The 25259-nt window shown below is 52.9% G+C and carries 20 protein-coding genes, 1 tRNA gene and 1 pseudogene; 11 read left to right on the top strand and 11 right to left on the bottom strand.

From position 1 onward, the window contains the following. Positions 1–297: 297 nt before the first annotated feature. Positions 298–1590: an aminopeptidase P N-terminal domain-containing protein gene (locus B051_RS0104790; protein ID WP_018477042.1), complete on the bottom strand. Its 1293-nt coding sequence runs from the start codon at positions 1588–1590 to the stop codon at positions 298–300. Positions 1591–1776: 186 nt separating this feature from the next. Continuing rightward, a complete protein-coding gene (locus B051_RS0104785; protein WP_018477041.1) occupies positions 1777–2775 on the bottom strand; it encodes a glycosyltransferase family 9 protein in 999 nt (332 codons plus the stop codon). Between the two features lie 241 nt (positions 2776–3016). On the opposite strand from B051_RS0104785, the gene B051_RS0104780 reads away from it, so the two are divergent. The 4 genes from B051_RS0104780 (at position 3017) to B051_RS0104765 (ending at position 8485) form a co-directional block, all read left to right on the top strand. Next, on the top strand, positions 3017–3769 hold the full coding sequence (locus B051_RS0104780) for a hypothetical protein (protein ID WP_018477040.1): 753 nt from the start codon (positions 3017–3019) through the stop codon (positions 3767–3769). A 74-nt stretch (positions 3770–3843) separates the two neighbouring features. Next, a complete protein-coding gene (locus tag B051_RS0104775) occupies positions 3844–5076 on the top strand; it encodes a M16 family metallopeptidase (RefSeq protein WP_026236190.1) in 1233 nt (410 codons plus the stop codon). A gap of 72 nt (positions 5077–5148) precedes the next feature. Further along, positions 5149–5793, top strand: a complete 645-nt coding sequence (locus B051_RS0104770; RefSeq protein WP_018477038.1) for an O-methyltransferase — start codon at positions 5149–5151, stop codon at positions 5791–5793. Between the two features lie 295 nt (positions 5794–6088). After that, a complete protein-coding gene (locus B051_RS0104765; protein WP_018477037.1) occupies positions 6089–8485 on the top strand; it encodes a LysM peptidoglycan-binding domain-containing protein in 2397 nt (798 codons plus the stop codon). A 117-nt stretch (positions 8486–8602) separates the two neighbouring features. Here B051_RS0104765 and B051_RS0104760 read toward each other — a convergent pair whose 3' ends face one another. Then, positions 8603–9931: an MFS transporter gene (locus tag B051_RS0104760; protein ID WP_018477036.1), complete on the bottom strand. Its 1329-nt coding sequence runs from the start codon at positions 9929–9931 to the stop codon at positions 8603–8605. A gap of 440 nt (positions 9932–10371) precedes the next feature. On the opposite strand from B051_RS0104760, the gene dnaE reads away from it, so the two are divergent. Both dnaE and trxA read left to right on the top strand, forming a co-directional pair. Next, the gene (gene dnaE, locus B051_RS0104755) at positions 10372–13995 is read left to right on the top strand and encodes a DNA polymerase III subunit alpha (protein ID WP_018477035.1); all 3624 of its coding nucleotides are present in this window, start codon (positions 10372–10374) and stop codon (positions 13993–13995) included. Between the two features lie 326 nt (positions 13996–14321). Then, a complete protein-coding gene (gene trxA / locus B051_RS0104750; RefSeq protein WP_018477034.1) occupies positions 14322–14648 on the top strand; it encodes a thioredoxin in 327 nt (108 codons plus the stop codon). Between the two features lie 74 nt (positions 14649–14722). Here the strand turns inward: trxA and B051_RS0104745 are convergent, their stop codons facing one another. After that, on the bottom strand, positions 14723–15217 hold the full coding sequence (locus tag B051_RS0104745; RefSeq protein ID WP_018477033.1) for a DUF421 domain-containing protein: 495 nt from the start codon (positions 15215–15217) through the stop codon (positions 14723–14725). Between the two features lie 44 nt (positions 15218–15261). Continuing rightward, a complete protein-coding gene (locus tag B051_RS0104740) occupies positions 15262–17190 on the bottom strand; it encodes a hypothetical protein (RefSeq protein ID WP_157578499.1) in 1929 nt (642 codons plus the stop codon). A 144-nt stretch (positions 17191–17334) separates the two neighbouring features. Between B051_RS0104740 and B051_RS0104735 the strand changes: the two genes are divergently transcribed. The 3 genes from B051_RS0104735 to B051_RS0104725 all read left to right on the top strand — a co-directional run bounded on the left by B051_RS0104735 (position 17335) and on the right by B051_RS0104725 (position 19153). After that, complete coding sequence (locus B051_RS0104735) at positions 17335–17748, top strand: DUF5329 family protein (protein ID WP_018477031.1); 414 nt, start codon at positions 17335–17337, stop codon at positions 17746–17748. A 77-nt stretch (positions 17749–17825) separates the two neighbouring features. Beyond that, positions 17826–18188 carry a SpoIIAA family protein gene (locus B051_RS0104730; RefSeq protein WP_018477030.1) on the top strand — a complete coding sequence of 121 codons (363 nt, stop codon included), beginning with the start codon at positions 17826–17828 and terminating at the stop codon, positions 18186–18188. Positions 18189–18436: 248 nt separating this feature from the next. Next, positions 18437–19153 carry an OmpA family protein gene (locus tag B051_RS0104725; RefSeq protein WP_018477029.1) on the top strand — a complete coding sequence of 239 codons (717 nt, stop codon included), beginning with the start codon at positions 18437–18439 and terminating at the stop codon, positions 19151–19153. A 79-nt stretch (positions 19154–19232) separates the two neighbouring features. Here the strand turns inward: B051_RS0104725 and B051_RS0104720 are convergent, their stop codons facing one another. Together B051_RS0104720 and B051_RS0104715 are read right to left on the bottom strand one after the other, a co-directional pair. Beyond that, positions 19233–19757, bottom strand: coding sequence for a hypothetical protein (locus B051_RS0104720; RefSeq protein ID WP_018477028.1), 525 nt, complete (start codon positions 19755–19757; stop codon positions 19233–19235). Positions 19758–19847: 90 nt separating this feature from the next. Then, positions 19848–20987 carry a cystathionine gamma-synthase gene (locus tag B051_RS0104715; protein ID WP_018477027.1) on the bottom strand — a complete coding sequence of 380 codons (1140 nt, stop codon included), beginning with the start codon at positions 20985–20987 and terminating at the stop codon, positions 19848–19850. 173 nt (positions 20988–21160) lie between these two features. Between B051_RS0104715 and B051_RS0104710 the strand changes: the two genes are divergently transcribed. Both B051_RS0104710 and B051_RS0104705 read left to right on the top strand, forming a co-directional pair. Next, positions 21161–21880: a TVP38/TMEM64 family protein gene (locus tag B051_RS0104710; RefSeq protein ID WP_018477026.1), complete on the top strand. Its 720-nt coding sequence runs from the start codon at positions 21161–21163 to the stop codon at positions 21878–21880. 68 nt (positions 21881–21948) lie between these two features. Next, positions 21949–22022, top strand: a tRNA-Arg gene (locus B051_RS0104705). Positions 22023–22226: 204 nt separating this feature from the next. On the opposite strand, the gene B051_RS0104700 is transcribed toward B051_RS0104705, so the two are convergent. The 4 genes and pseudogenes from B051_RS0104700 to B051_RS0104690 all read right to left on the bottom strand — a co-directional run bounded on the left by B051_RS0104700 (position 22227) and on the right by B051_RS0104690 (position 25247). Beyond that, entirely contained in the window at positions 22227–24182 is a 1956-nt protein-coding gene (locus tag B051_RS0104700) for a T9SS type A sorting domain-containing protein (protein WP_018477025.1), read from the bottom strand. 133 nt (positions 24183–24315) lie between these two features. Continuing rightward, positions 24316–24459: pseudogene (locus tag B051_RS23035) on the bottom strand (hypothetical protein); the annotation flags it as partial. Between the two features lie 190 nt (positions 24460–24649). After that, positions 24650–24910: a hypothetical protein gene (locus B051_RS0104695; RefSeq protein WP_018477024.1), complete on the bottom strand. Its 261-nt coding sequence runs from the start codon at positions 24908–24910 to the stop codon at positions 24650–24652. After that, entirely contained in the window at positions 24888–25247 is a 360-nt protein-coding gene (locus tag B051_RS0104690) for a hypothetical protein (protein ID WP_018477023.1), read from the bottom strand. The genes B051_RS0104695 and B051_RS0104690 overlap by 23 nt, the downstream gene beginning before the upstream one ends. Positions 25248–25259: the final 12 nt, after the last annotated feature.

Below are 25259 nucleotides of genomic sequence, written 5' to 3'. Positions count from 1 at the left end.
GTAGTTACTGATTGGTTGTAGAGTTTATCCATAAGCAAAATGTATTTAGCATGTGTAGAAAATGGCCTTTTCAAGCTTAAATCCATTCATTAAAATAACCTCATTTTTCTCTGTGACCTCTGCTTAGCTAGCCTTAATTGCACCATCTATTCAAACTAAATCCAACGCGCAAGGTTGTGCAAATAGGCTGCTTTAATGCAAAGCCACTTTTTTTAAACGTAAATACAATAAAAAAGGCTGCGGATAGTTCCTTTCTGCCACACCAGGGGCTATAACTGCCCCAGAATAGGACAATAACTATTTCTGCTGCATGAGCCTTTCTATGTCATCCGCCTCCAGCGGGATGTCCTTCATTAAATCTACCGGACCACTTCTGGTCACCAGTATGTCGTTTTCCAGGCGCACGCCTATACCTTCCTCTCTTATATAAATGCCGGGCTCACACGTGAACACCATACCTGCCTCAAACGGACGGTACTTATTTCCCACGTCATGCACATCCAGCCCTAGGAAATGAGAGGTGCCGTGCATGAAGTATTTCTTGTAGAGCGGCTTGGCTGGGTCTTGGTTGCGTACGTCGCCTTCGTTGAGCAGGCCGAGCCCTATGAGTTCGTTCTCCATCACGGTGCCTACAAAGGCGTGGTATTGGTCCAGGCTGTTGCCGGGCACCAGCATCTGGGTGGCAGCCTTCATCACGCGCAGCACCGATTCGTATACCTCGCGCTGGCGCTTGGTGAACTTGCCGTTCACGGGCAGGGTGCGGGTCATGTCGGCGGCATAGTTGGCATACTCCGCCCCGAAATCCATCAGCAGCAGGTCACCGTCTTTGCACTTGCGGCTGTTGTCGGTGTAGTGCAGGATGCAGGCATTGGCGCCAGAGGCGATTATCGAATCGTAGGCCGGGCCACGGGAGCGGTTGCGGATGAACTCATGGCAAATCTCCGCCTCCACCTCATACTCCATCACACCGGGCTTGATGAACTGCAGCAGCCTGCGGAAGCCCAGTTCGGTGATGTGGCAAGCCTTTTTGATGAGTTCAATCTCTATGTCTGATTTGATGGCGCGCAGGTGGTGCATGATGGGCGCACTGCGCTCATACCTGTGCAGCGGATACGTTTCCTGGCACCACTTGATGAAGCGGGCATCGCGTGTCTCCACCTCCACCACGGCACGCAGGTGCTCGTTCGTGTTCAGGTATACGTGCTCGGCCTCCGCCATCAGCGTGTTGAGAACCTGCTTGAACTCATGCGCCCAATAAACGGTTTGGATACCTGACACGTCGCGTGCCTGCTCTTTGGTGAGTTTGTAGCCCTCCCATACCAGGATGTGCTCGTTGGACTCCCGCACAAAGAGCACTTCCTTCATCCGCTCGTCACGCGCATCCGGGAAAAGCAGCAGAATGCTCTCCTCCTGGTCTATACCTGACAGGTAGAACAAATCGCTGTTCTGACGGAATGCCATCGTACCATCCGCACTGGTCGGCATCACATCATTGGAATGAAAAATAGCTAGGGAACAGGGTTTGAGCTGGCGCGCGAAATTGCGCCTGTTATGACAGAACAGCTCCTTTTCGATGGGCTGATATTTCATAGTTTGTAGGTATAGGTGCTTAGCGGAATTCGTCGGCCGGCTGCGTTGCCTTAGCTGACCTGACGCTGCAAAGGTATAAATTTTATTTTAACACGAAACACCTTTATAGAAAAAACCTAATATTCCCCCAGCTCCGCTGCCCTCCCTAGCAGCTTCTTCACACCACAATGCAATTCGTTAAATATTTTATCCTGTGATAGATGCGAGTACTTGCAGCAGTTGTTCGTTACGGATTTCGCGGGCGCATCTGAAATGGCCCTCCGGGCAGGAGTTATATCCGTGCAGTCCGCAGGGGCGGCAATACAGCGGCTCCTCCCTCTCTACCACCGCCGCAAAACTGGCCAGTGGCCCGAATCCGAAGCGCGGCACCGTGGAGCAGTAGATGGCACAGGTGGGCGCATCCAGGGCAGAGGCCAGGTGCATGGGGCCGGAGTCGTTCACGTAATTGAGCACCGCATCGCGCATCAGGGCGGCGGACTGCAGCAGGTTGAGTTGCCCGCACAGGTTCTCGACCCAGCTGTTGCTTGCCTTGCCGATAATCTCATCGCAGTGCGCCTTGTCGGCCGGTGAGCCCAGCAGGTATACCTTGTACCCATCGCCTATGCTATTGAGGAGCGTCACCCACTGCTCCAGCGGATACTGCTTAGTGAACCACACCGAGGTAGGCGCCATGCAGATATAAGGCTCCTGTTTTAGTCCCTGCACCTTGGCGAAATCCTGCTCGGAGGGGTATAGCCTGGGTTTGGCTGGCTGCTGGTCTGTGAGGCTGGCAATGAGCAGGTGGTTGCGCTCCACCTCATGCGTGCCCGACTCCACGTCGTGGGTATAGCGGCGCGTGAAGAACCGGGAAAAAGGATTTTTGTCAAACCCGACGGTCTCCCCCGCCCCCGATAAGGCAGTCAGCATACCCGTGGCTCCGAAGCGCTGCAGGTTCACCACCAGGTCGTATTTCTCTTTCCGGATTTGGCCCAGCAGTTGCAGCAGGCTCTTGTACTTGCCTTCCTGCTTGTTCCAGACCAGCACCTGGCGCAGCAGCGGGTGCCCCTTCAGCAGCGACTCGTTGCCTTTGCGGAGCAGAAAGTCGAGCTGGGCCTGCGGGAAGCGGGCGTGCAGTTTCTCCACCAGCCCGGTCGCCAGCACCACGTCGCCCAGGAAGGCGGTCTGTATGATGAGTATCTTTTTCATGGGGCACAAAACAGGGCAAAGCTACGGGAATGCGCCAAGAGATAAAAGTCAGGTATAGCCACACCACCCAGCACAGCGCCCCCGGATGCACATTCACGGAAAAGAACAACTTTTTTTTCCTTCTTATAAGGAAGAGAATTAGTTTAGCAGTTCGGATTACGAGTAACCGGCCCCGACTGGAAATAAAACCATGCCTCGGAGCCAAAGGAATCAATAGCTTACAGCCGGCAAACCGACGGATATGAATACACCCCTACCCTTTCTCAAAAGCATCGCCTTTGTTTCCCTGCTCCTGCTGACAGGATGCGTGTCTACGTACATGCCCAACGTACCCAATGTGCCCATGTTCACGCAGAAGGGCGAGTTGAGCGCCGCCGGCCACATCACACCCAAAGGCAACATCACTTTCAACACCGCCTACGCCGTTACCGACCACTTCGCTGTGATGGCCAATGGCTCCATGCTCAACCGCGAGCGCCGCAAAGAGGATTTCCGGCACAACCTGGTGGAGGTGGCAGGCGGCTATTTCACCACGTTCGGCGCTAACCAGAACCGGGTGCTGGAGGTATACGCCGGCATTGGGGGCGGCAGCAGCGACCGCAACGAGAAAGAGGAGAAGGAAGGAGTGATGACCTCTACCCGTCGCGAGGCCGGCTTCAGCAAATATTTCCTGCAGGTGAACTTCACCTCCAAACGCAAAAAGTCGCTCCGGCTGCTGGGCAACGAGTTCCCTCTCAATTACGGCACCGCGCTCCGTGGCAGTTATGTCAACATGAACAAGCACCTGCTCAACGGAGTGGACCAACCCAAGGAGAGTAACATTTTCCTGGAGCCCATCTTCTATACCCGCATGGCGTTGACGCCAACCGTGCAACTGCAGTACACCAGCGGCACCAACTTCGGGTTGCGCAACCGCAAAGCGCTCACTGCCGGCTACTCCGTCTTCTCGCTCGGCTTCGTCATCAACGTGGGTGGCCGCAACCTAGGCAAATAGGTATAGCCTGAGAACACATACGACAGGTATAATCGTACTTTTTTGCGTATCTTTGCAGGCTAATTCCGAACTGAATGCTTGATTATCATATTCATACATTGCCGAACGGTATCCGCATCGTTCATAAACAAGTACTGCACACCAAAATAGCACACAGCGGCTTTATCCTAGACATAGGGAGCCGTGACGAGCTGCCGGAGCAACTAGGGCTGGCCCACTTCTGGGAGCACATGGCGTTCAAGGGCACGGCCAAGCGCAAGTCCTTCCACATCCTCAACCGCCTGGAGTCCGTGGGCGGCGAGCTCAACGCCTATACCACCAAAGAGAAACTCTGCTTCTACAGCTCAGTGCTGGACAAGCACTTCGACAAATCCTTCGAGCTCCTCACCGACATCACCTTCCACTCCGTGTTCCCGGAGAAGGAGATTGAGAAAGAGCGCGGTGTGATACTGGAGGAGATGGCCATGTACCTCGACACCCCTGAGGAGGCGATTGTGGATGAGTTCGACAACGTGGTGTACGACAGCCACCCGCTGGGCAACAACATACTGGGCACCAAGGAGAGCGTCTCCAGCTTTAAGAAGCAAGATTTCCAGCGCTTCATCCAGGACAACCTGAGCACCGATGCGCTCGTGTTCTGCTCCGTGAGCAACCTTCCGTTTGAGCAGGTGCTAAGGCTGGCCCAGAAATACCTGGCCGACATACCTGCCATCAGCAAACCGCGTTCCCGCCAGACCTTCACGAACTACCTCGCCAAGACGGTGACCATCGAAAAGCCCATCTCACAGGCGCACTGTGTGCTGGGCTGCCCCGCCTACGCCCTCAACGACGAAAGGCGTATACCCTTCTTCATGCTGGTAAACCTATTGGGAGGCCCTGGCATGAACTCGCGCCTGAACCTGGCCGTACGCGAAAAGCATGGGCTGGTGTATACCATCGACGCGAACTACGCCACGTATATCGACACAGGGCTACTTTCCATCTATTTCGGCACGGAGAAGAAGCAGCTCAAGCGCACGACGGCGCTGGTGCTCAAGGAACTGAAGAAGCTCCGCGTGAAACAGCTGGGCTCGCTGCAGCTGCATACCGCCAAGGAGCAGTTGATGGGCCAGCTGGCCATGGCCGAGGAAAGCAACATGGGCCTGATGATGATGATGGGCAAGAGCATCCTGGACCAAGGGCACATCGATACCCTAAACGAGATTTTCGACCAGATAAAGAACACCACCGCCCATGACCTGCTCGACATCGCCAACGATGTGCTGCAGGAAGAGAAGCTGAGTTTCCTGAACTACGTACCGGCGTAGGCATACCAAATAGAAATCAAGAATTCAGGCTAAGGGGCATTTTCTAATTTTCACATTTTAAAATCTGCTATTATGGAATTCCTGGATGAAGACCTGCAGCGCTATGCTGAAGACCATACCTCGCCGGAGTCGACGCTGCTGCGCAAGATAAGCCGCCAGACGCACCTGAACGTGATGAAGCCGCGCATGCTCTCCGGGCATCTGCAGGGCAGGCTGCTGTCTATGTTCTCCCACATGATTCGGCCGAAGCAGATACTGGAAGTGGGCACCTATACCGGCTACTCGGCCCTTTGCCTGGCCGAAGGACTGCAGGAGGATGGCACACTGCACACCATCGACATCAACGAGGAGTTGGAGGAGACGGTGCGCGGCTACATTGCCGAGGCCGGCCTTACGCAGAGCATCAAGTACTACATCGGCAACGCCCTTGAAATCATCCCGACCATTGAGGCCACTTTTGACCTGGTGTTCATCGATGCCGACAAGTATAACTATGCCAATTACTACGACCTGGTGATAGACCGAGTGCGCTCCGGCGGTTACATCATTGCCGACAACGTGCTGTGGAGCGGCAAGGTGCTGGAGAAGTACCGCAAGAGACTCGATGAAGACACCGCTGCCCTACTGGACTTCAACCGCAAGGTGCATGAGGACCAACGGGTGGAGAACATCCTGCTCCCCGTGCGGGACGGGCTGTTGGTGGCCAGAAAAAAATAAAGAAGGGCGGCCCTAGTGCCGCCTTTCTTTTTGCACCTCTCAAAGCCCTGCACGCGGCTATACCTATACCTCTCAGGCCGCCCCTGCCTGTTATATTGCCCGTCCCACACCGGGCTAAAAAATTTATCTGAAATAACTTCGTTCTAAGCTTTAGAATAAGCGGCAAATTGCGTTAATTTTGCAAGTGTTTCCCTATATACGGAACCGCCTATATTTTAACAAGTTATCAACAGCTGTTTCAACAGACACTAGAGCCTGTTTCCACATTTCAGCCATGCATTACCCGATTACGCTTATGAAGAAATCCGTACCCTTCCTCCTCCTGCTCGTGCTGCCATTGCTCGCCTTGGCACAAGGCGTGACAGTGCCCAATAACCTATATTTCGCCGACATCCACCTCCGCATCTCTGACCGGGCGCAGGTGGAGATTCAGAAGAAGGTGGATGCCCTGCACCGCAGCCCGAAGTTCTTCCAGATGAAAGTGGAATTGGCCGACGCCTACTTCCCGCTGATAGAGCGTACCTTCAAAGAAGAGGGCGTTCCGGACGATTTCAAGTACCTGGCGCTGCAGGAAAGCGGCCTAAGAGGCGATGCCGTGTCTACTTCCAACGCGGTGGGTTATTGGCAGTTCAAGAAAGAGGCGGCAGCTGACTTCAACCTCCGCATGGACCATGTGGTGGATGAGCGACGCCACATCATAGAAGCCAGCCGCGGGGCAGCCAAGTATTTCAAGCGCAGCAACAACTACTACAACAACTGGTTCAACGCGCTGCTCTCCTACTACCACGGCTATACCGGCGCTAAGGCCTATACCAAGGAATCAGATAAGGGTAGCAAGCGGATGGACATCACAGAGAAGTCTGACCCCTACCTGCTCACGTTCCTGGCGCACAAAGTGGCGTATGACAACTTCATAGGCAAAAGCTCGCCTCCAGTCGTGTCGCTGCGTGAGCTGCGCGCCACCCCCGGCCAAAGCCTGGCTGATATCGCCCTGGCCCACCAGACCGACCCCTCCGAACTGGAGAGGTATAACAAGTGGCTCTTGGGAAGCTCCATACCTGCCGATAAAGACTATTATGTGATGTTGCCCATTCGTCATGGCAACTCCGAGCCTGCGCTGGTAGCATCGAGCAGCAGCACGCCCACGCCAACCAAGCAGATGGCTGGCAAGGCAAGTGCCGCGGCGTCTATGGTGACCCTGAACAACCTCAATGCGCTAATCGCCCGAAAAGGCGACACCAAGGATAAATTGGCAATGCAAGCCGGCATCACCACCCGCAAGTTCTTGCGCTACAACGACCTCCGCAACTTCGACAAAATCACAGAGGGCACGGCTTATTACGTAGAGCCGAAGCGCCTCAACGCTGACAAGGAGTACCATGTGGTACAGCCCGGCGAGACCATGCAAACCATTTCGCAGCAATATGGCATCCGGATGGATTACCTGATATTCAAGAACCGCATGAAGCGCTCAGAGGTACCTGTGCCCGGCCGCGTGCTGTGGTTGCAGAAGCGACGCCCCGCCAAGGTGCCGGTTGAGGTGCGCGACATGAAGCCTAGCCAGGCAGCCGCTTCGCCTGTTAAGCCGGTTCAGGAGACAAGAACTTCACAGCCAACTGCTACGGCCAAGACAAACTCAACCGAGCCAAGAGCCAAGCAGGAGAATGTATTCACCCGCTTCATCAATAGTTTCAGCAGGTTCAAAAAGCAGCCGACAGAGGCAGAACCAACCGCTGCCACTGAACCGGCTGCCGTGGAGGAAGCAGCCGTAGCGGAAGCTCCACTGACCGAAGAACGTCCTGCAGAGGTGAAAATAGTGGAGCTAGTTGTGCAGCCTGAAAAGCAACAGCCGAAGCCGGAAGCGACAGTTACCGAGCAGAAGAACAACAGTGCTATTCTATACCCGGGCAAGAAAACAGCAGAGACACAAGCAGCTGCCACAGCGCAAACCACTGAGGCTGAAGAAGCCAACACTACTGCTACACAGGGGGCTGAAGCAACAGAAGAGAATTTTGAGTGGGCAGCGCAGGAAGAAGAGGAACTCGAGACAGAGCTGCTGGTTGTGGAATCCACGTCTCCGGTAAGAGAAGCTTCTGCCACTGCAGCTCCCCAGACAACACCTGCCACCAAACCAGCCCGGCATGTGGTGAAACAAGGCGAAACGCTCTACAGCATCTCCAGGCTGTATGCCGTGTCGGTGCACGACATCACCTCCTGGAACCAGCTAGGCGACACACCTATCAAAATAGGCCAGGAGTTGGTCATTGCCGAGCCTTTGACGGTGCCTGCCGCCCCGGCTGAGGAAACTGTGGCCACACCAGGCGCATCAGCCACTAACGGCATACATACCGTTGCCCCCAGTGAAACGCTGTTCCAGTTGTCACGCCAATATGGAGTATCGGTAGCGGAGCTGCGGGAATGGAATAACCTGAAGGAGAACGACCTGTCCATCGGGCAGCAGCTACGGGTGGTAGCGCCTGCGACGCAGAAGAGCACCACACCAGCCACTCCGGAAGAGAAACCGGCGACCACCTTCAATGGCTCCAGCACCTACCATACCGTGGAAACAGGCGAGAGCATGTATCAGATATCCCGCAAGTATGGCGTCACCATCAAAGACATCATGCAGTGGAACAGCAAAGGCGACTTCAATGTAAAACCAGGCGAAAAACTGCTGATAAAGAAGAAGTAGATTGTCTTTCTGAAGCAGGATAAATGAATTAAACAGGAAGAGCCGGCTCATGCAGCTGGCTCTTCCTGTTTAAGGGCAACTCTACCCGCTTTTGTCGAGAATACCTTTGTCCGTAAATCACCTCTTCCCGGGAGGGGCAGTCAGTTTGGTGGCGGTGCGCAGACCGGTCGCAATCTCGGGCACGATGCCCAGGCGCTGGTAAATGGGCTGCACCATTTCCCGCAGCCGCTTCAGGCTCAGGGCAAAAGGGATGACACTGATGGCACAGAGGAAGCCACATCCCAGCAAGGTATAGGCCACGCCAACTTGCTCTGCCACGGTACTTGCCAGTATACTGCCAAGCGGCGCCATGCCCATGAAGGCAGTGGCGTAAAGACTCATCACGCGGCCCCGCTTGTCTTCGTCTACCAGCGTTTGCAGCAGAGTATTGCAGGAGGCCATTGTCACAATCATGCCAAAGCCTGTGAAGAGCATGAGCACCAGCGACAGCCAGAGCACGGTGGAAAAAGAGAAGGCCATCAGCGCCGTACCGAACAATGTCATGGTGAAAATAATCACCTTACCTAGCCCTAGCACTGATTTACGCTGCGCCAGGAACAGCGCCCCCGACAAAGCCCCCAACCCCGATGCACCCATCAGGTAGCCCAGCGTGTTGGCACCACCTTGCAGGATGTCGCGGGCGAACACCGGCAGCATCACACTGAAAGGCATCCCAAACAGGCTGATTAACCCCACAATCAGGATAAGCGTCCGGATGGGAGGAAAACCAAAGGCGTAGGAAAAGCCCTGCTTGAGAGAGGTCCATACGTTCTCCTGCCGAAATTCCCGCACGAAAGGGGTTAGACGGAGCGTCAGGAGTGAAGCCAGCACCGCCAGGTAGCTCACTGCATTAATCAGGATACAGACACCCTCCCCTACCCAGGCAATCAGCACCCCTGCTATCGAAGGCCCTACCAGGCGGGCCATGTTGAACATCGAAGAGTTAAGCGCAATGGCGTTGCTGATGTCTTCGCGCTTATCTACCAGTTGTACCACAAACGCCTGGCGGGTGGCTACATCGAAGGCATTGATTGTGCCGAGCACCGCCATCAGCGTCAGCACATGCCATACCTGCACAGTACCGGTCAGCACCAATGTAGCCAGGGTACCCGCCTGCAGCATCGACAGGAACTGGGTGACCAGCAGCACATGATGGCGATTGAATTTGTCGGCCAGCACCCCGGCAAAGGGGCCTAGCAGGAAAGAGGGGATTTGGTTAGCGAAAGTGACGGCCCCGAGCAGGAACACGGAGTCGGTGAGGCGGTATACGAGCCAACTGATGGCGATTTGCTGCATCCAGGTACCGATAAGCGAAACGCCCTGCCCCATGAAAAAGATTCGGTAGTTGCGCGACCGCAACGACCGGAACATAGCCCCCATCTTTCCTGATTTCACCTCTTCCGCCATAGTTGACTCTCTTGCTATACCTTGCCTGAACAACACTGCTTACGCACCACAACACCCTCAGAGTTATAAGAAACTGGATTATTGCCTCGAAACCGGATGCTCGCCTCGCGCAGCAGGTATAGTATGGCTTCATGTAGACAGGCAGCGACATGCTATACCTGTTGAGGGCTCAGGCCGGCCTCTATACCTGTAGCATACCAACAACCCGTGCTGCCATTGGAAGGTGAACAGCCAGAGCGTATGGCCACTCGGACGGGCGAATTAAATGGAAGCGCCGGAGACTTTTGTCCCTGCTATTTTGTTCTCCGGGTAGCTAATTTTTTTGGGTAGCGCCTCTATTTTCCGTAATTTTAACATCCCGATAATGACTTCTCAGGTATAGACTTTCCTGTCCTGCGAGTCATCTAAAATTCAACATTCGTACTCCATAATCCCACTGAATGCCAGTTTTTTCGCATTTACATACGCATACCCAGTACTCGCTCCTCGACGGCCAGGCCAGCATCAGCGCGCTCATGAAAAAGGCGCAGGCCGATGGCATGCCCGCCGTGGCCATGACCGACCACGGTAACATGTTCGCCGCCTTCAACTTCGTAGCGGAGGCTAACAAGTATAACGTGAAGCCAATCGTGGGCTGCGAGTTTTACCTTGTGAAGGACCGCCACCTGAAGACTTTCAGCAAAGAGCAGAAGGACGTGCGCCACCACCAGTTGCTGCTCGCCAAGGACCAGGAAGGCTATCAGAACCTGGCCAAGCTCTGCTCGCTCTCTTACATCGAAGGGGTGTACAGCAAGTGGCCGCGCATCGACAAAGAGTTGTTGCTCAGGTATAGCAAAGGCCTGATTGCCACCAGTTGCTGCATCGGTGCCGAGGTGCCGCAGGCCATCTTGTGGAAGAGCGAGGAAGAGGCCGAGGATATTTTCAAGTGGTGGCTGGATGTGTTCGGAGAGGATTATTACATCGAAATTCAGCGCCACGGCCTGCAGAACATCGACGGCACCGGCAAGAGCCAAGAAGACATCAACCAGGTGCTGCTGAAGTGGGCGAAGAAATACAACGTGAAGGTCATCTGCACCAACGACTCCCACTACGTGGACCAGGAAGACTGGAACGCGCACGACATCCTGCTGTGCGTGAACACCGGCGAGGACCAAAGTACCCCCGTAGGTGACTTCCAGACGCGCTACTACCGTTTCCTGTCCGATGACCAAAAGGTGATTTACGACACCGTGGACAACGTGCGCCAGAAGTATAGCAACCAGGCCGGTATCCGCCAGATGCTGCAGCGCATCGATGAGGCAGGCCCCAGAACACGCTTCGGCTTTCCCAACGACCAGTTCTATTTCAAGACGCAGGCCGAGATGAACCAGCTGTTCCGGGACGTGCCTGAGGCTGTGGACAACACCAACGAAATCGTAGACAAGATAACGCCTCCCAAACTGAAGCGCGACATCCTGCTGCCCAATTTCCCGATTCCGCCAGAGCATGCCGACGCCGATGCCTACCTGCGTCACCTGACGTATGTGGGTGCCAAGAAGCGTTATACCGACATCACCCCTGAGATTGAGGAACGCCTCGACTACGAACTGCGCATCGTGCAGACGATGGGCTTTGCCGGCTACTTCCTCATCGTGCAGGACTTCATCAACCGCGGCCGTGACATGGGCGTGTTTGTGGGCCCGGGTCGTGGTTCGGCGGCCGGATCGGCGGTGGCCTACTGCATCGGTATCACGAACATCGACCCCATCAAGTACAACCTGCTGTTCGAGCGATTCCTGAACCCGGAGCGTGTGTCCATGCCCGATATTGACATTGACTTTGACGACGTGAACCGCCAGCGCGTGATTGACTACGTGGTGGATAAGTATGGCAAGACGCAGGTGGCCCAGATTATCACCTTCGGTACCATGGCGGCCAAATCGTCTATCAAAGACGTGGCCCGGTCTACCTCCCTGCCGCTCGCAGAAGCAAACGAACTAGCCAAAATGGTACCCGACACACCAGGCACCACGCTGGCCAAGGCCTTTATGGAGAACCTGGAACTGGCTGCCATACGCGAAGGAGACGATGCACGCGCCGCTGTACTCAAGCTAGCTGAGAAACTGGAAGGTTCTGTCCGTAACACAGGTATACACGCCGCCGGCGTCATCATCGCACCGGACGACATCACCAATTACATACCGGTCTCTACTTCCAAAGACTCCGACCTGCTCGTGACGCAGTTCGATGGCAAGGTGATTGAGAGCGCCGGCATGCTCAAGATGGACTTTTTGGGTCTGAAAACCCTGACCATCATCAAAGATGCGCTGGAGCTCATCAAGAAAAACCACGGCGTTGAGATTGACATAGACGAAATTCCGATTGACGACGAGAAGACGTACCAGCTCTACCAGCGTGGTGACACCATCGGTACGTTCCAGTTCGAGTCGGAAGGTATGCGCATGTACCTCAAGGACCTGCAGCCTACCAACATTGAAGACCTGATTGCCATGAACGCTCTGTACCGTCCGGGCCCGATGCAGTTCATCCCGAACTTCATCAACCGGAAGCACGGACGCGAAGAGGTGGAATACCCGCACGAGCTGCTGGAACCTATCCTCAACTACTCCTACGGCATCATGGTGTACCAGGAGCAGATTATGCAGACGGCCCAGATTCTGGCCGGTTACTCACTGGGAGGTGCCGACTTGCTGCGCCGCGCCATGGGTAAGAAGGACATGAAGAAGATGGCCGAGGAGCGGGAGAAATTCATTGCTGGAGCCTCTGAAATCCATAAAATCCCAGCCAAGAAGGCCTCTGAGGTGTTCGACGTGATGGAGAAGTTCGCCCAGTACGGCTTCAACCGCTCCCACTCCGCCGCTTACTCTGTAGTCGCCTACCAGACGGGTTACCTCAAGGCCCACTACCCTGCTGAGTACATGGCCGCCGTGCTCACTAACAACATGAACGACATCAAGAAGGTGACGTTCTTTATTGAGGAGGCGCGCAAGCAAGGGGTGCCCGTATTGGGTCCGGATGTGAACGAGTCTATACTCAAGTTCAACGTGAACGAGCAGGGGCAGATACGCTTTGGCCTGGGTGCGATAAAAGGCACCGGTGAAGCCGCCGTCGAAGCCATCATCACAGAGAGAGAAAAGAACGGTATATACCAGGATATCTTTGACTTCTCGAAGCGCATCAACCTGCGTGCCGTGAACAAGAAGACGTTTGAAAGCATGGCCCTGGCCGGCGCCTTCGACTCTTGGGGGCTATACCACCGCGCCCAACTTATGGAGATACCGGAAACCGAGAACATGAGCCTGTTGGAGAAGGCTGTCAGGTATGGCAACAGCTACCAGGCAGAGCAGCAGGCCGCGCAGCAGTCACTGTTTGGGGGAAGTGCCGCTGTGGCCGCCCCGCTGCCGAAGATACCGGAGGTGCAACCGTGGACGCAGGCCGAAATGCTGCGCCGTGAGAAAGAGGTGGTGGGCTTCTACATCTCTGGCCACCCGCTCGATCAGTTCAAGCTGGAGATTGACTCCTACTGCACCTGCTCCCTCGACAACATCACCGAGTACAAGAACCGCGATGTCAACGTGGCAGGTATGGTGTCGGAAGTAGTCATCCGGACGGCGAAGAACGGCAACCCATTCGCCCTGTTTTCCATCGAGGACTATGACTCCACCATGCAGATGGCGCTGTTCGGAGAGGATTACGTAAAGTTCTCACCCTACCTGAAGACGGGGCTATACCTCTTCATCCGGGGCAAGGTGCAGCTGCGTTACCGCACCGAGGACCAGTGGGAACTGAAGCCAACCAACATCCAGCTGCTCGGCGATATCACCGACAAAATGGCACAGGGCGTTCACATCAACATCAACCTGCAGCACTTCACTCCTAACCTGGCGGAGTCGTTGGAGAATGCCATTATGACCAGCCCAGGCCAGAAGCGCCTGGAGATAACGCTGCACGTACCGGACGAGAAACTGGCGCTGCCGACTTACTCCCGCAAGTACAGGATTGACCCGAAGGCGTTTCTGGAGCAGATAAAAGGGATGGGATTGGGCGAGTGTAAGCTGATTTGATAGATTTGCAAATTTGAAGATAGGAAAATCCCAAAATGATTTTTTCATCTCTTCAGGTATAGAAAGGGTATGCTGCAGTAGTGGCATACCCTTTCCCATTTTTACCCAAACGCTTGCATTTGCAACTTTTATCAGCAACATTTGTTTATACAAATGAATAGACCTTACCCAAGCAATTGCCGTAAGTATAAGTTCGAAATAGGCAATGGGCTGCCCCGTCAGACAGGACAGCATGTCAGGCAAGGAGAGTTTGGGCTTAAATTTGACAAGCTCTTTATTGTTACTATATTTAATACACAGAATTTAACCAACAAAACGTTAAAGTTATGGCTAACAAAGCATTAGAAATCACTGACTCTAATTTTGATGAAATCATCAATTCAGATAAACCCGTGCTGGTAGACTTTTGGGCAGAGTGGTGCGGCCCTTGCCGCATGGTAGGCCCTATCGTAGAAGAACTGGCCGGTGAGTATGAAGGCAAGGCCGTTATAGGCAAAGTGGACGTAGACGCCAACCCGCAGACGTCTGCCAAGTTCGGCATCCGCAGCATCCCGACGCTGCTCGTTTTCAAGAACGGACAGGTAGTGGACAAGCAGGTAGGCGCTGTGCCTAAAAACGTACTGGCTGGTAAGTTGGACGCACAGATGGCCTAATGTAGGCCTGCTATACCTTAAAAAGGCGCGGCCTCTCCTAACCGGGAGAGGCCGCGCCTTTTTCATGCCGTTTCCTAATTCTTCTTGATGATGGTGATGTCTCCGCTGCGCTCCAGGCAGGCGTACTCAATCTGGTCTATACTTGTCACGCCTCCCTTTCGCATCGCCTCCTGCAAGTCATTCTCCGTCAGGCTCAGTCTTTTGATTTCGTCTTCCTGCAGCTTCCCTTCCTTGACCAGCATGGTGGAGGTGCCCTTTATGAAATTGCCAAAATAACCCGATGTGCTGTAGGATAGGAACGCCAGGAACCGGTGCAGCAGCACCAGCACAAACGAGGCGAAGAGCGTGGGCCACAAAGGTGAGTTGCCTGTGATGGCGCGGCTCAGGATGGAGCCATAGATAATACCCAAAACAATATCAAAAGCCGTGTGCTTGCCAAAGATGCGATTATTCCCAATCCGCATGATGAGCAAGGCTGCAATGAAAACCAGCACCGCCCTGGCCGACATCTGCCACCAGTTGAGTGTGTCTTCGTGTATACCTAGCAGATTGTTAAAGAAGTCTTCCATAGGCTCTTGCAAACGGCTTAGCCAAATGGAATGTTGTCAGCGTGTTACTCGCAGTCGCAGAGCTTCTTGTCCAGTTTACAAAGCGTGTCGTGGTGCTGCTCCACTTCCTGCATCAGGCTTTTCAAGTGCTTGTTGTACTGCTGCACCTGCTGTAGCTTGGCTGCTTCAGGCTCGCTCTTCACCAGCTTGTCCAGGGCTTTGATGGTATCCGCAAAAGCCCTGCTCTTCTCTCCCAACTTGGCGTAGTACTGGTTCATGCTGTCGTCGGAGCTGGCGACGGCTATGGCCTGCAGGTTGCTTTGGAGGCACAATTGCCCACGCAGGTGCTGGAGCACCTGCTGCTCGGCGGCACTGCGCAGCTTGGCCGTTTCACTTATTTCCTCCCTTACCCGGGAGCTCTCATAGCGCTTGTTGTACTCGTTCACCGCCTCTTTCACCTTTTCGCGGCAGCTTAGGCAGTTGCTGGTGTTGGCTTTGTCCTGCAGGGCATTGCGCAGTGGGATGGTTTCGTCCGATGCCTGGGTGTCAGCCAGTTTTTTTACCTCCGCCTCAAAAACCTCCCGATACTGCATGTCCTCCAGCCGTTTGGTCAGGCGCACGATGGACTCGCCCTCTACCGATGCCGAGAGGTATTCCGCCCGGGGCAGTTCCACCGCCGACAGCTTGGCCAGGGCTGCCTCCCGCTTGGGTGGGGTGTCCCATGCCTTGGGGTTGTTCTCTAGCTCGCGCAGCGTGTTCACCAGCACCTTGCCGTTCTTCAGGTTGTGGTCCGCCTCCAGGTATAGGTCGGCATTGGCCAGGATGGATTCATACTCGGACCGGAAGATATTCTTGTAGGTGGTGTTCTTCTCAAACTCCTGTTCGCGGGCGTCAAAGGCGGTTTTGAGCCGCTTGTACTCCTGCATGATGCCAAACAGGTTCTTGGCGTTAATCTCGGGGCTGTTGTTGCGGTAGTTGAGGCGGTAGGCGTTCAAGTTCTGCTTCATCTCCGCGAAAATGCGCAGGAACTCTACATATAGCTTCTCCTGCCGGAACGTCTCGTCGTTCATCAGTTTAGAGTCATAGGCGGTCTGTATCTTCTGTTTGCGCTTCTCAATCAGGTCCAGCGTCACCTCGTCCCCGGTCACCACGTCCACCCGGTAGAGGGACTTGTAGTTGGCCACCACCATATAAGGATAGTCTTTGTAGCCTATCACCTCCTCCAGTTGCTTCCGGTCCAGCTTGCTTGAGTTCTTGGCCAAGTAATCTGCCAGCCGCGAAGTCCTGATGATGACGGTCTTGATGTCGCCGGGCACGAACACGTAGATTTTGACTGAATGCAGGCGCGTGTCGAAGTCCTGCCCTTCGTAGAGGCGTATGGTGGAGCTGAACTTGTACTCTTTCTTTTTGGTGCGCGAGCTGAGCAGGTTGCCGAACTCCCCCACCAGCGACATAACAGCCACCGAAGGGTTGCTCAGGTTAGACAGGTTCATCAGCTGGTTGGCCACCAGATTGAACACCTGGTCCCCGTCCTGGTTGGTGACGGCCTTGGCATTGATGGCGGCATCGATGCTGTTTTGGGCAGAGGTGAGCGGCATCTTATCGATGATGCGCACCACTTCCAGATGGTCGCTCACCTGGGTATGATAGTCGGCTTTGTCTTTGTTGATGTAGAAGTTGTAGAGCGGGTATACGATTTGGTCGTTGCCGAACAGCTTCAGGTTTTTGAGCTGGGCCGTGATGAACAGGTACTCCAACTCGTGGGCGTAGCGCTTCTTATCCTTCTTCTTCGCGCCGGACTCCAGCTCGTTCAGCACCCGGTTGAACTTGCCGCCATTGAACAGGTAAATGTCTGTGGACAAATACTGCCATTCATCCGAAAATTCAAATTTATCGTTGTAACTATAGCCCAGCCGAGTCTCAATGTTCTGCTGGGCGAAGGCCTGCTGGCACACCAGCAGTGTCGTCATTAAAAGGGGTAGAATTATTTTCATACAAGGCGTTTTTGCCGTTACAGCGGCAGAAAAGGTATAGCTTTTGCTGTGACCTTAACGTTTTGTCTTAAAATTAAGTGCGCCGGAAGAGCAAATATATGGCGCGTTTTCAGCAAATCATTCAAAATAAAGAAGTACAAACTCATGCATAAGATTTTGATACTGGCGATTGCTTTTTCCTCTGTTCAGGGCGTGGCCCAACAGGCGGTTGCACAGGCGATTGTTCGTACCGCCAACTCCCATGGCACCATCTCCGAAGAGCAGAAAGTAGACAGGCTCATTGCATACCTGCGCTCCCTGGAGGGAGCCATATTTATCCGGAACAACAGCGAATACAAACCCGAACAGGCTGCCAGCCACCTGCAGTCAAAGTGGCAGAAGCACGGCGCGCGCGTGAAGACGGCTGAAGGCTTCGTCTTGAAACTGGCTTCCGAATCCTCGTCCGGCACGCCCTACAGCATCCGGTTTCCGGACGGCAAAACGCTTACCTGCCGCGAGGCCCTGCTGCAGGAACTGCAGCGTATAGCGGGTGGTCGTGAGCAAATCGGTACAAATTAAGGTATAGGCGTCTGTCTGTAAACGCATTAGCCAAAACGCAGGCAGCGGAGCTACGTACTCCATAAAAAAGACTTGCCATGCTACAGCTGTTAGAGGAGTCAAAAGATGACCTGGTCGCTATGCGGCTCATAGGGAACGTAGACAAGCACGACTATCAGGTTATGCTTCCCATTCTGGAAGAGAAGATAAAGCAGCATGGCAAGATACGCGTGTACGCCGAGCTGCAGGACGTGGAAGACCTCTCGATGCGGGCACTGTGGGAAGACCTGAAGTTTGATTTCAGGCATGCCGCCGACTTCAGCAGAGCGGCCATCGTGGGCGACCGGAAGTGGCTGGACTGGCTCACAGTAATGGCCTCCCCCTTCACGACAGCCAAGATGAAATACTTTGAGTACACAGACCGGGACCAGGCCCTGGCATGGGTGCAAGGAACTGAATAGGAGCAACAGCTATACCTAAGACAAAGCGAGAGCGGCGGACCAGCACAAGGTTCGCCGCTCTCGCTTTTTCAGTGCACTTGGGTCGAGTCTCTACTCCTGGTGCCCCATCCATACCTGTAAAAAGCCTCCATTTGTGGCGCTTATTTTATACCAGCTTTGGTTTGCAGTTCGTTCTTTACCATATTTGCCAAAAGTAAAAGTATTACTATCGTTTTTACATTCGAGTAACCAACCAACAATACATACAGATGAAATTCAACTTCACCAAAGCCTCCATGTCCGTGCTGCTGTGTGCAGCCATGCTGTCCTCTTGTGTGTCGTCAAAGAAATACGACGAGCTGAAGGCGAGCAAAGACGCCCTGGAGCGTGAGCAGGCAGCCAGCCGCGACAAAGTGAACGAACTGAGCAACACCCTGAAGCAACGCGAGCAGAAGCTTGCCGAGATGGAGCGTGCCATGAACGAGCAGCAGAAAATCCTGGATGACCTGCGCACCGAGGTGAACAACGCCCTTGCCGGCTTCAACCAGGGCGACCTGAGCGTGAACATCAAAGATGGCAAGGTATACGTGTCCATGTCAGACAAGCTTCTTTTCGCGACGGGCAGCACCAAAGTGAACGCAAAAGGCAAGGAGGCACTCGACCAATTGGTGGACGTGCTGAAGAAGAACCAGAGCGTGGGCGTGATGGTAGAAGGCCACACCGATGACGTGGAAGTGCTCGCCGGCACCAAGAACATAGCCGACAACTGGGACCTGAGCGTGCTGCGCGCCACTGAAATCACGCGCCTGATGACGCAGCGCGGCCTCTCTCCAGACAGAGTTACTCCGGCCGGCCGCGCCTTCTTCCAGCCAGTGGACACAGGCCGTACCCCCGCCGCCAAGGCTAAGAACCGCCGCACGGAAATCATCCTGACCCCGGACTTCACCGAGATTTACAAAATCCTGGGCATTCAGTCACAGAAGTAATCCCTATACCTGAAACAGAAAGGCCGGTGCTCTCTAAAAGAGCACCGGCCTTTCTGTTTATGCCTATACCTGAGGGCAGCTATACCTCTATACCTTTGCCCAGTTCCTTTGCCCGCTCAATGGCCTCCAGCAGCTCATGCGGGCGGTGAGAGCCAATCAGGAGCGGCTTTTGGTTGTAAAAGTGAAGCAGAATGCCTTCAGAGCCTGACGTGCTGTAGGCCTTGCCTTTGTCGCCCCAGCGTATACCCCAGCCTCCATAGTCCCTGATGGGATTGTAAGTAGTTTTCTCGTAGTTCCGGACGAGGTGCAGCGGGAAGCGCACCGGTTTGAGATGGAAAGGCGCAAATCGCACGCTCAACACACCTGCCCGCACCTCGGTAGTCAAAGACATCCAGTAAAAGAAAAAAGGAAGCCCGAAGCCTATCAGGGCCGCCATTATGCTCAGCGGCACATCCGACACGGGCCGGCTGCCGAAGGTACCACCCAACAGGACCTGGTACACAAAACCTGCCAGCATGATGGCTGCCAGACCCAGCAGCAGCGCCCACAGCCAGAACTGCGTGAACCGCTGCCGCTCCCTGAAAAGTACCTGCTCTTTGTCCATTGTTCTAATATACGAAATCTGATGCCTATACGCAAATAGCCGCCCCGCTTGCCAACGGGACGGCTATAATATGTAAGCTTACTGAAAACCCTAACCGATGGCCTGCTCCAGGTCAGCCAGCAGGTCTTCGATGTCTTCTATACCTACACTTAGGCGAATCAGCGAATCGCTCAAGCCTGCTTTCAGACGCTCTGCGCCCGGTATGCTGGCATGCGTCATAGAAGCCGGGTGCCCGCACAGCGACTCCACACCGCCCAGCGATTCCGCCAAGGAGAAGTACTTGAAACGCTCCAGCACCTGAATGGCATCCTCCATCCTATCGCCTTTCAGCACAAAAGAAATCATACCGCCGTAAGAGCGCATCTGCTCCTTGGCCACCTGGTGGTTCGGGTGGTCCTCCAGACCAGGCCAGAACACCTTCTCTACCTTGTCGTGGTTCTTGAGGTATTGGGCCACAGCACGGCCGTTCTCGCAGTGACGCTCCATGCGGATGTGCAGCGTCTTGATGCCGCGTAGTACCAGGAAGCAATCCTGCGGACCCGGCGTGCCACCGCAGGCATTCTGGATAAAAGCCAATTTCTCATGCAGTTCGTCGTCTTTCACCACCACGGCACCCATCACCACATCGGAGTGACCGGCCATGTACTTGGTAAGCGAGTGCATCACAATGTCTGCGCCCAGGTCAAGGGGCGTTTGCAGGTATGGCGTGGCGAAGGTGTTGTCGGCCACCAGCAGCAGGTTGTGCTTTTTGGCGATGGCCGCGCAGCCTTTGATGTCGATGATGTTGAGCAGCGGGTTGGTGGGCGTCTCCACCCAAATCATGCGGGTGTTCTCGTTCACCAGCGCCTCCACCTTGCTCAGGTCGCTCATGTCGGTGAAGTGGAATTTGAGGCCGTAGTTGGCGAAAATCTTGGTGAAGATGCGGTAGCTGCCGCCGTACAGGTCATTGGTCGAAATCACCTCGTCCCCTGGCTTCAGCATCTTGATGATGGCATCGATGGCCGCCATACCAGAGGCGAAGCAAAGGCCATGCTTGCCGTTCTCCAACTCCGCCAGCGCATTCTGCAGCGCGGTGCGGGTGGGGTTGTGCGTGCGCGAGTATTCATACCCTTTGTGGTCGCCAGGCGAACGTTGCACGTAGGTGGAAGTCTGGTAAATGGGCGTCATGATGGCGCCTGTGGTTGGGTCCGGCTCTATGCCAGCATGTATAGCTTTTGTTCCGAATTTCATACGCTTTATCTTTTAAGTGTATATGGTACGCTGCAAGTTAATAAATTTACCCTTCCGAAGGCCGGATAAAGAAGTAGCTTTCACCCCAGTTGGCCTGCTTTCCGTATCGTATACCCTTACCAACCCGTATGCCTCACGATAGGTATACCCTTGACTGAACCAAACACGCGCCCATGCTCAACCTGCCCATGCTGCGGACCTTTATACGAGAGAACGCCACTTCGTTTGTCTCGATGCTGCTGTTGGTGGCGGTGCCGCTGGTGGTGAGCTCCACGGCCGCTATTTTCCTGTATCAGTACCAGGACCTACTCCAAGACCTGAGTTGGGCCCAGATGCTGCTATACTTCGTGGTTATCTCCATCACCATGTCGCTGGCGCTCACGCCCACCACCTTTGTGGCATTGGTGAGTGGCTTCTACCTGGGCTGGGAGGGCTTTCCGGGGGTAGTCATCTCCTATGGCATCGCCTCCCTCATTGGCTATACCTTGGCTCGGCTCATAGACCACGGCAAAATGATGAGTTTCCTGAACCGCTTCGACAAGACCATGTACCTGATGCAGGAGCTGCGTGACCAGAGCTGGAGCCTCATCTTTTTGACGCGCATCTCGCCTGTGCTGCCCTTCGCGCTGATGAATTTCGTGCTCTCCCTGCTGCAGGTAGACAGGACACGGTTCTTCCTGGCGAGCATCGTAGGTATGCTGCCGCGTACGCTCTTCTTCTTTTGGATTGGCACGCAGGCCAGTGACGTAATCAAATTGCTGCAGGACCCCGACAGCGGCAAGGGCAGCCAGTTGCTCATGATAGCCCTGATTATCATTTCGATAGGCGGGCTGTACTTCGTTTTTGACCAGGCGCTGAAGAAAGCCCTGCGCAAAGCCACCGCTAAAAATTGAGAAAAAATTGCCTGAGGGCTTGCATTGAAAGAAAAAAGGCCTTTACTTTGCACTCACAATAACGGAATGGTCACGTAGCTCAACTGGATAGAGCATCTGACTACGAATCAGAAGGTTAGGGGTTCGACTCCCTTCGCGACCACTTGGAAATCAGCCACTTACAGGTAAAACTGCTAAGTGGCTTTTTTATTTGCATACGATTTGCATATAATCTTATCTAAAAGTTGTTGCATTTCTGATTTTCACATCGTTGCTTCTTTCCATTTTGTTATGTTTCAAGCAAAGCATGTTTATTTTGAAGACCTGCTCCAAAACGGCTTGAAAACAGAAGTTGTCATAAAACCCTTTAATGTCTTAAGAGCTTCACTACATTAAGATTGCCATCTAACAAAACCCGAAGCAAGTAGACTCCAGGGGTCAGTTCCGGCAAATCTTCCAACATAATAGTATTTGCTTCTTTGAGCAGTGGACTAAAATTAAGTCGATATACCTCACGTCCATCAAGTGCTGAAAGTATAACTTCACCATTCTTACCAACCATCCGTGAATCTAAGTAAATAGTAAGGTTACGCACGAACGGATTGGGAGAAATTCTTAGCTTAGTCATGGGCCACTTAGCTTTCTTAGCCAAGGCTATTACTTTGCTAAATTCATATTTACCATCCAAATCAAGTTGTCTTATTCTATAGTATAGTAAAGAAGCATCTATGTGAAAATGCTGGTCCAAAAACTTGTAGTTACGCTTTATTGTGCTGTTTCCGGCAGCAGGAACTTGCCCAATTTCTGAAAAGGTTCTCCCATCAATGGAGCGTTCTATCAAGAATGACTTTGTTTCGATTTCAGTTGCAGTTGCCCAATTTAGCTCATTTCCTTCCGCTATAGCCCTACCCTCAAATGAAAGCCAAGTGACCGGTAAACTCACAATTTCTTTAGTAGATATTTTCAGCACCCAATAATCCCTACTACCCTTCGAGGCTTCAGATTTGTCATACCCAATTCCTGAAGTGGAATATCCACCTATCAAATAATTTCCCCCACCCACAGAGGTGAGTGAGGTTAATATATCTTCATCTCCACTCGCTTTGAAAGTCTGTTCCCATTCCATATTACCAACGGCATCAAGCTTTACAGCCCAATAGTCAGCATATCCTATCGTATATTCTGATTTGTCACCATTTCCTCCATTAGACCTTCCCCCAACTAGAAAGCCACCGTCTTCTGTTGAGATAAGGGAAGACAAATCATCATAACCACTGCCTCCAATAGCTTTATCCCAAACTTTGCTTCCATCCGCATTGAGCTTCACCATCCAAAAGTCAGTATATCCTTTACGAGGTTCAGACTTGTCACCAGTATCATCCGAATAAGACCACCCTCCCAACAAATAGCCTCCGTCAGCCGAAGTTGTAAGAGCATATAACTCATCGACACCGCTTCCCCCATACGCTCTATCCCATACTTTAGTACCATCAATATCAACTTTCACCACCCAATAGTCACGGTAGCCCCTGCGGTCTTCCGTCTTATCATAGTCAGCCCCAGATGCAGACCATCCGCCCAATACATATCCACCGTCGAAAGTATTCGTAAGTCCATGTAACTCATCAATACCACCTCCACCAAAAGTCTTGTCCCAAACCTTAGTGCCTTCGGCATCAATTTTCACAATCCAAAAGTCACGGTAACCCCTATTAATCTCAGTTTTGTCTTCCCCGATATCAGATGCAGACCAACCACCTAAGAGGTAACCTCCATCAGAAGTACTGGTAAGCGAGTTCATTTCATCCCATGCGCTCCCTCCAATAGTCCTGTCCCAAGCCTTGCTCCCATCGGAATTTATCTTTACCACCCAAAAATCATGACCTCCTTTACTAGATTCTGTTTTATCTCCCCCGATGCCGGATTCGGACCAACCACCTAGAAGATAACCTCCATCTGGTAATGTAATCATCGCTTTCAACATATCATCACCACCACCACCAATTGTTTTATCCCATGCTTTACTACCATCAGAGTTAAGCTTTATCACCCAAAAGTCATAACCACCTCTAGTACCCTCTGTCTTATCACCGCTAGCTTCCGATTTAGAACTTCCACCCAAAAGGTAACCTCCATCAATAGCAGTAGCCATAGATTTCAATTCATCGTAATGAAATCCACCAAAAGTCTTATCCCAAACCTTCGTAACCGGCGCTTGGGCTAAAAGTGGACTTATAAGGCAAGGGTAGACCACTATCAGCAGCATTATGCGTTTTATTAGCTTCATGATGGTACTGTTGATACAATTATCAGTTTTTGACATCGATGCTAATGATTTTCAGGTTTTAGTTATACATACCGAGGGATTCATCCCTGAGATTGATTGATTATCTTCATAATTGCATAAGCAAGTTACTAGCAAACCGTATTAAACTCGCAAAGGACAAATAAACATATTAATAATTATATATTTTAATAATTTTATGAAATATATCATATAAATTTGAATTGTTAGCCGCGGAAATAGAAAGTTTCTTACATTGGGAGAAGGAAGTCATTTTTAGCCCTAAACTAAATCTACCTAAATCATTGCTACTACGTTCTTCATAGGATTCCTAGAAACCGGTCGCATGGCTTGTATCAACTTGTTATTGTTCATACTGGCCACATCATCCTTTATTGAGAGCTAGGTTGAAACCCCTTTCTAGTCAAAAACTATCTATATGATTTTGTCTCCGGTTGAAGTAGAGTTTTCTACCATATTGGCAATTCCACTTCATATCTAATCGCTCACAATATCTCAACCACTGATGCAGCCTCAGACTTGGCAGATAGCCCATTCAGTATTGCCTCCCCCTTCACAGCTTGAAAGTCTATGATGATGCCTTTTTCCTGCTTTACGCTGAGGTTGATTCTAGAGGAAACCGCCCGTTCCGGGTAGAGGTATCCAGTGTTGCTCAGTCCGGACAGAACGGGTCGTTTGTTGATGTGCAAATCGAACGCCCTTACTTCAAAGCCTTGCGATTCCTCATGGCCGCTGCCAGTTGGCAAAAATGTCGCGCTTGACCTGCGCGTTGGTTTCCAGTCCCTGCAACACCTCTCTGGGATAATACCTGAAGTAGGCCGCATCCTTTTGCCGGATTCTCTCCTTTATCTCATCCACCACCTGCTCTGACAACACGACCCCGTTTAGCAACTGCCGGGCGGCCTCCGCTCGCAGCAGGTTCACCGGTTGGAACTTGCTGCCAGCCCCGCCATACTCATCGAAGATTTCCTGAACATCTTCCTCCGCGAGGGCATTGATGGCCTTGTATAGTTCCTCCGGCTGCTCCGCATAGGTTCTATACCGAGTTGCTACCTGTCTGACGAATTCGAATTGTGTTTGCATGGCTATATGGGC

It is taken from the genome of Pontibacter roseus DSM 17521 (assembly GCF_000373265.1).
GTDB lineage: Bacteria > Bacteroidota > Bacteroidia > Cytophagales > Hymenobacteraceae > Pontibacter > Pontibacter roseus.
This window is presented reverse-complemented; position numbering and strand designations above follow the sequence as displayed.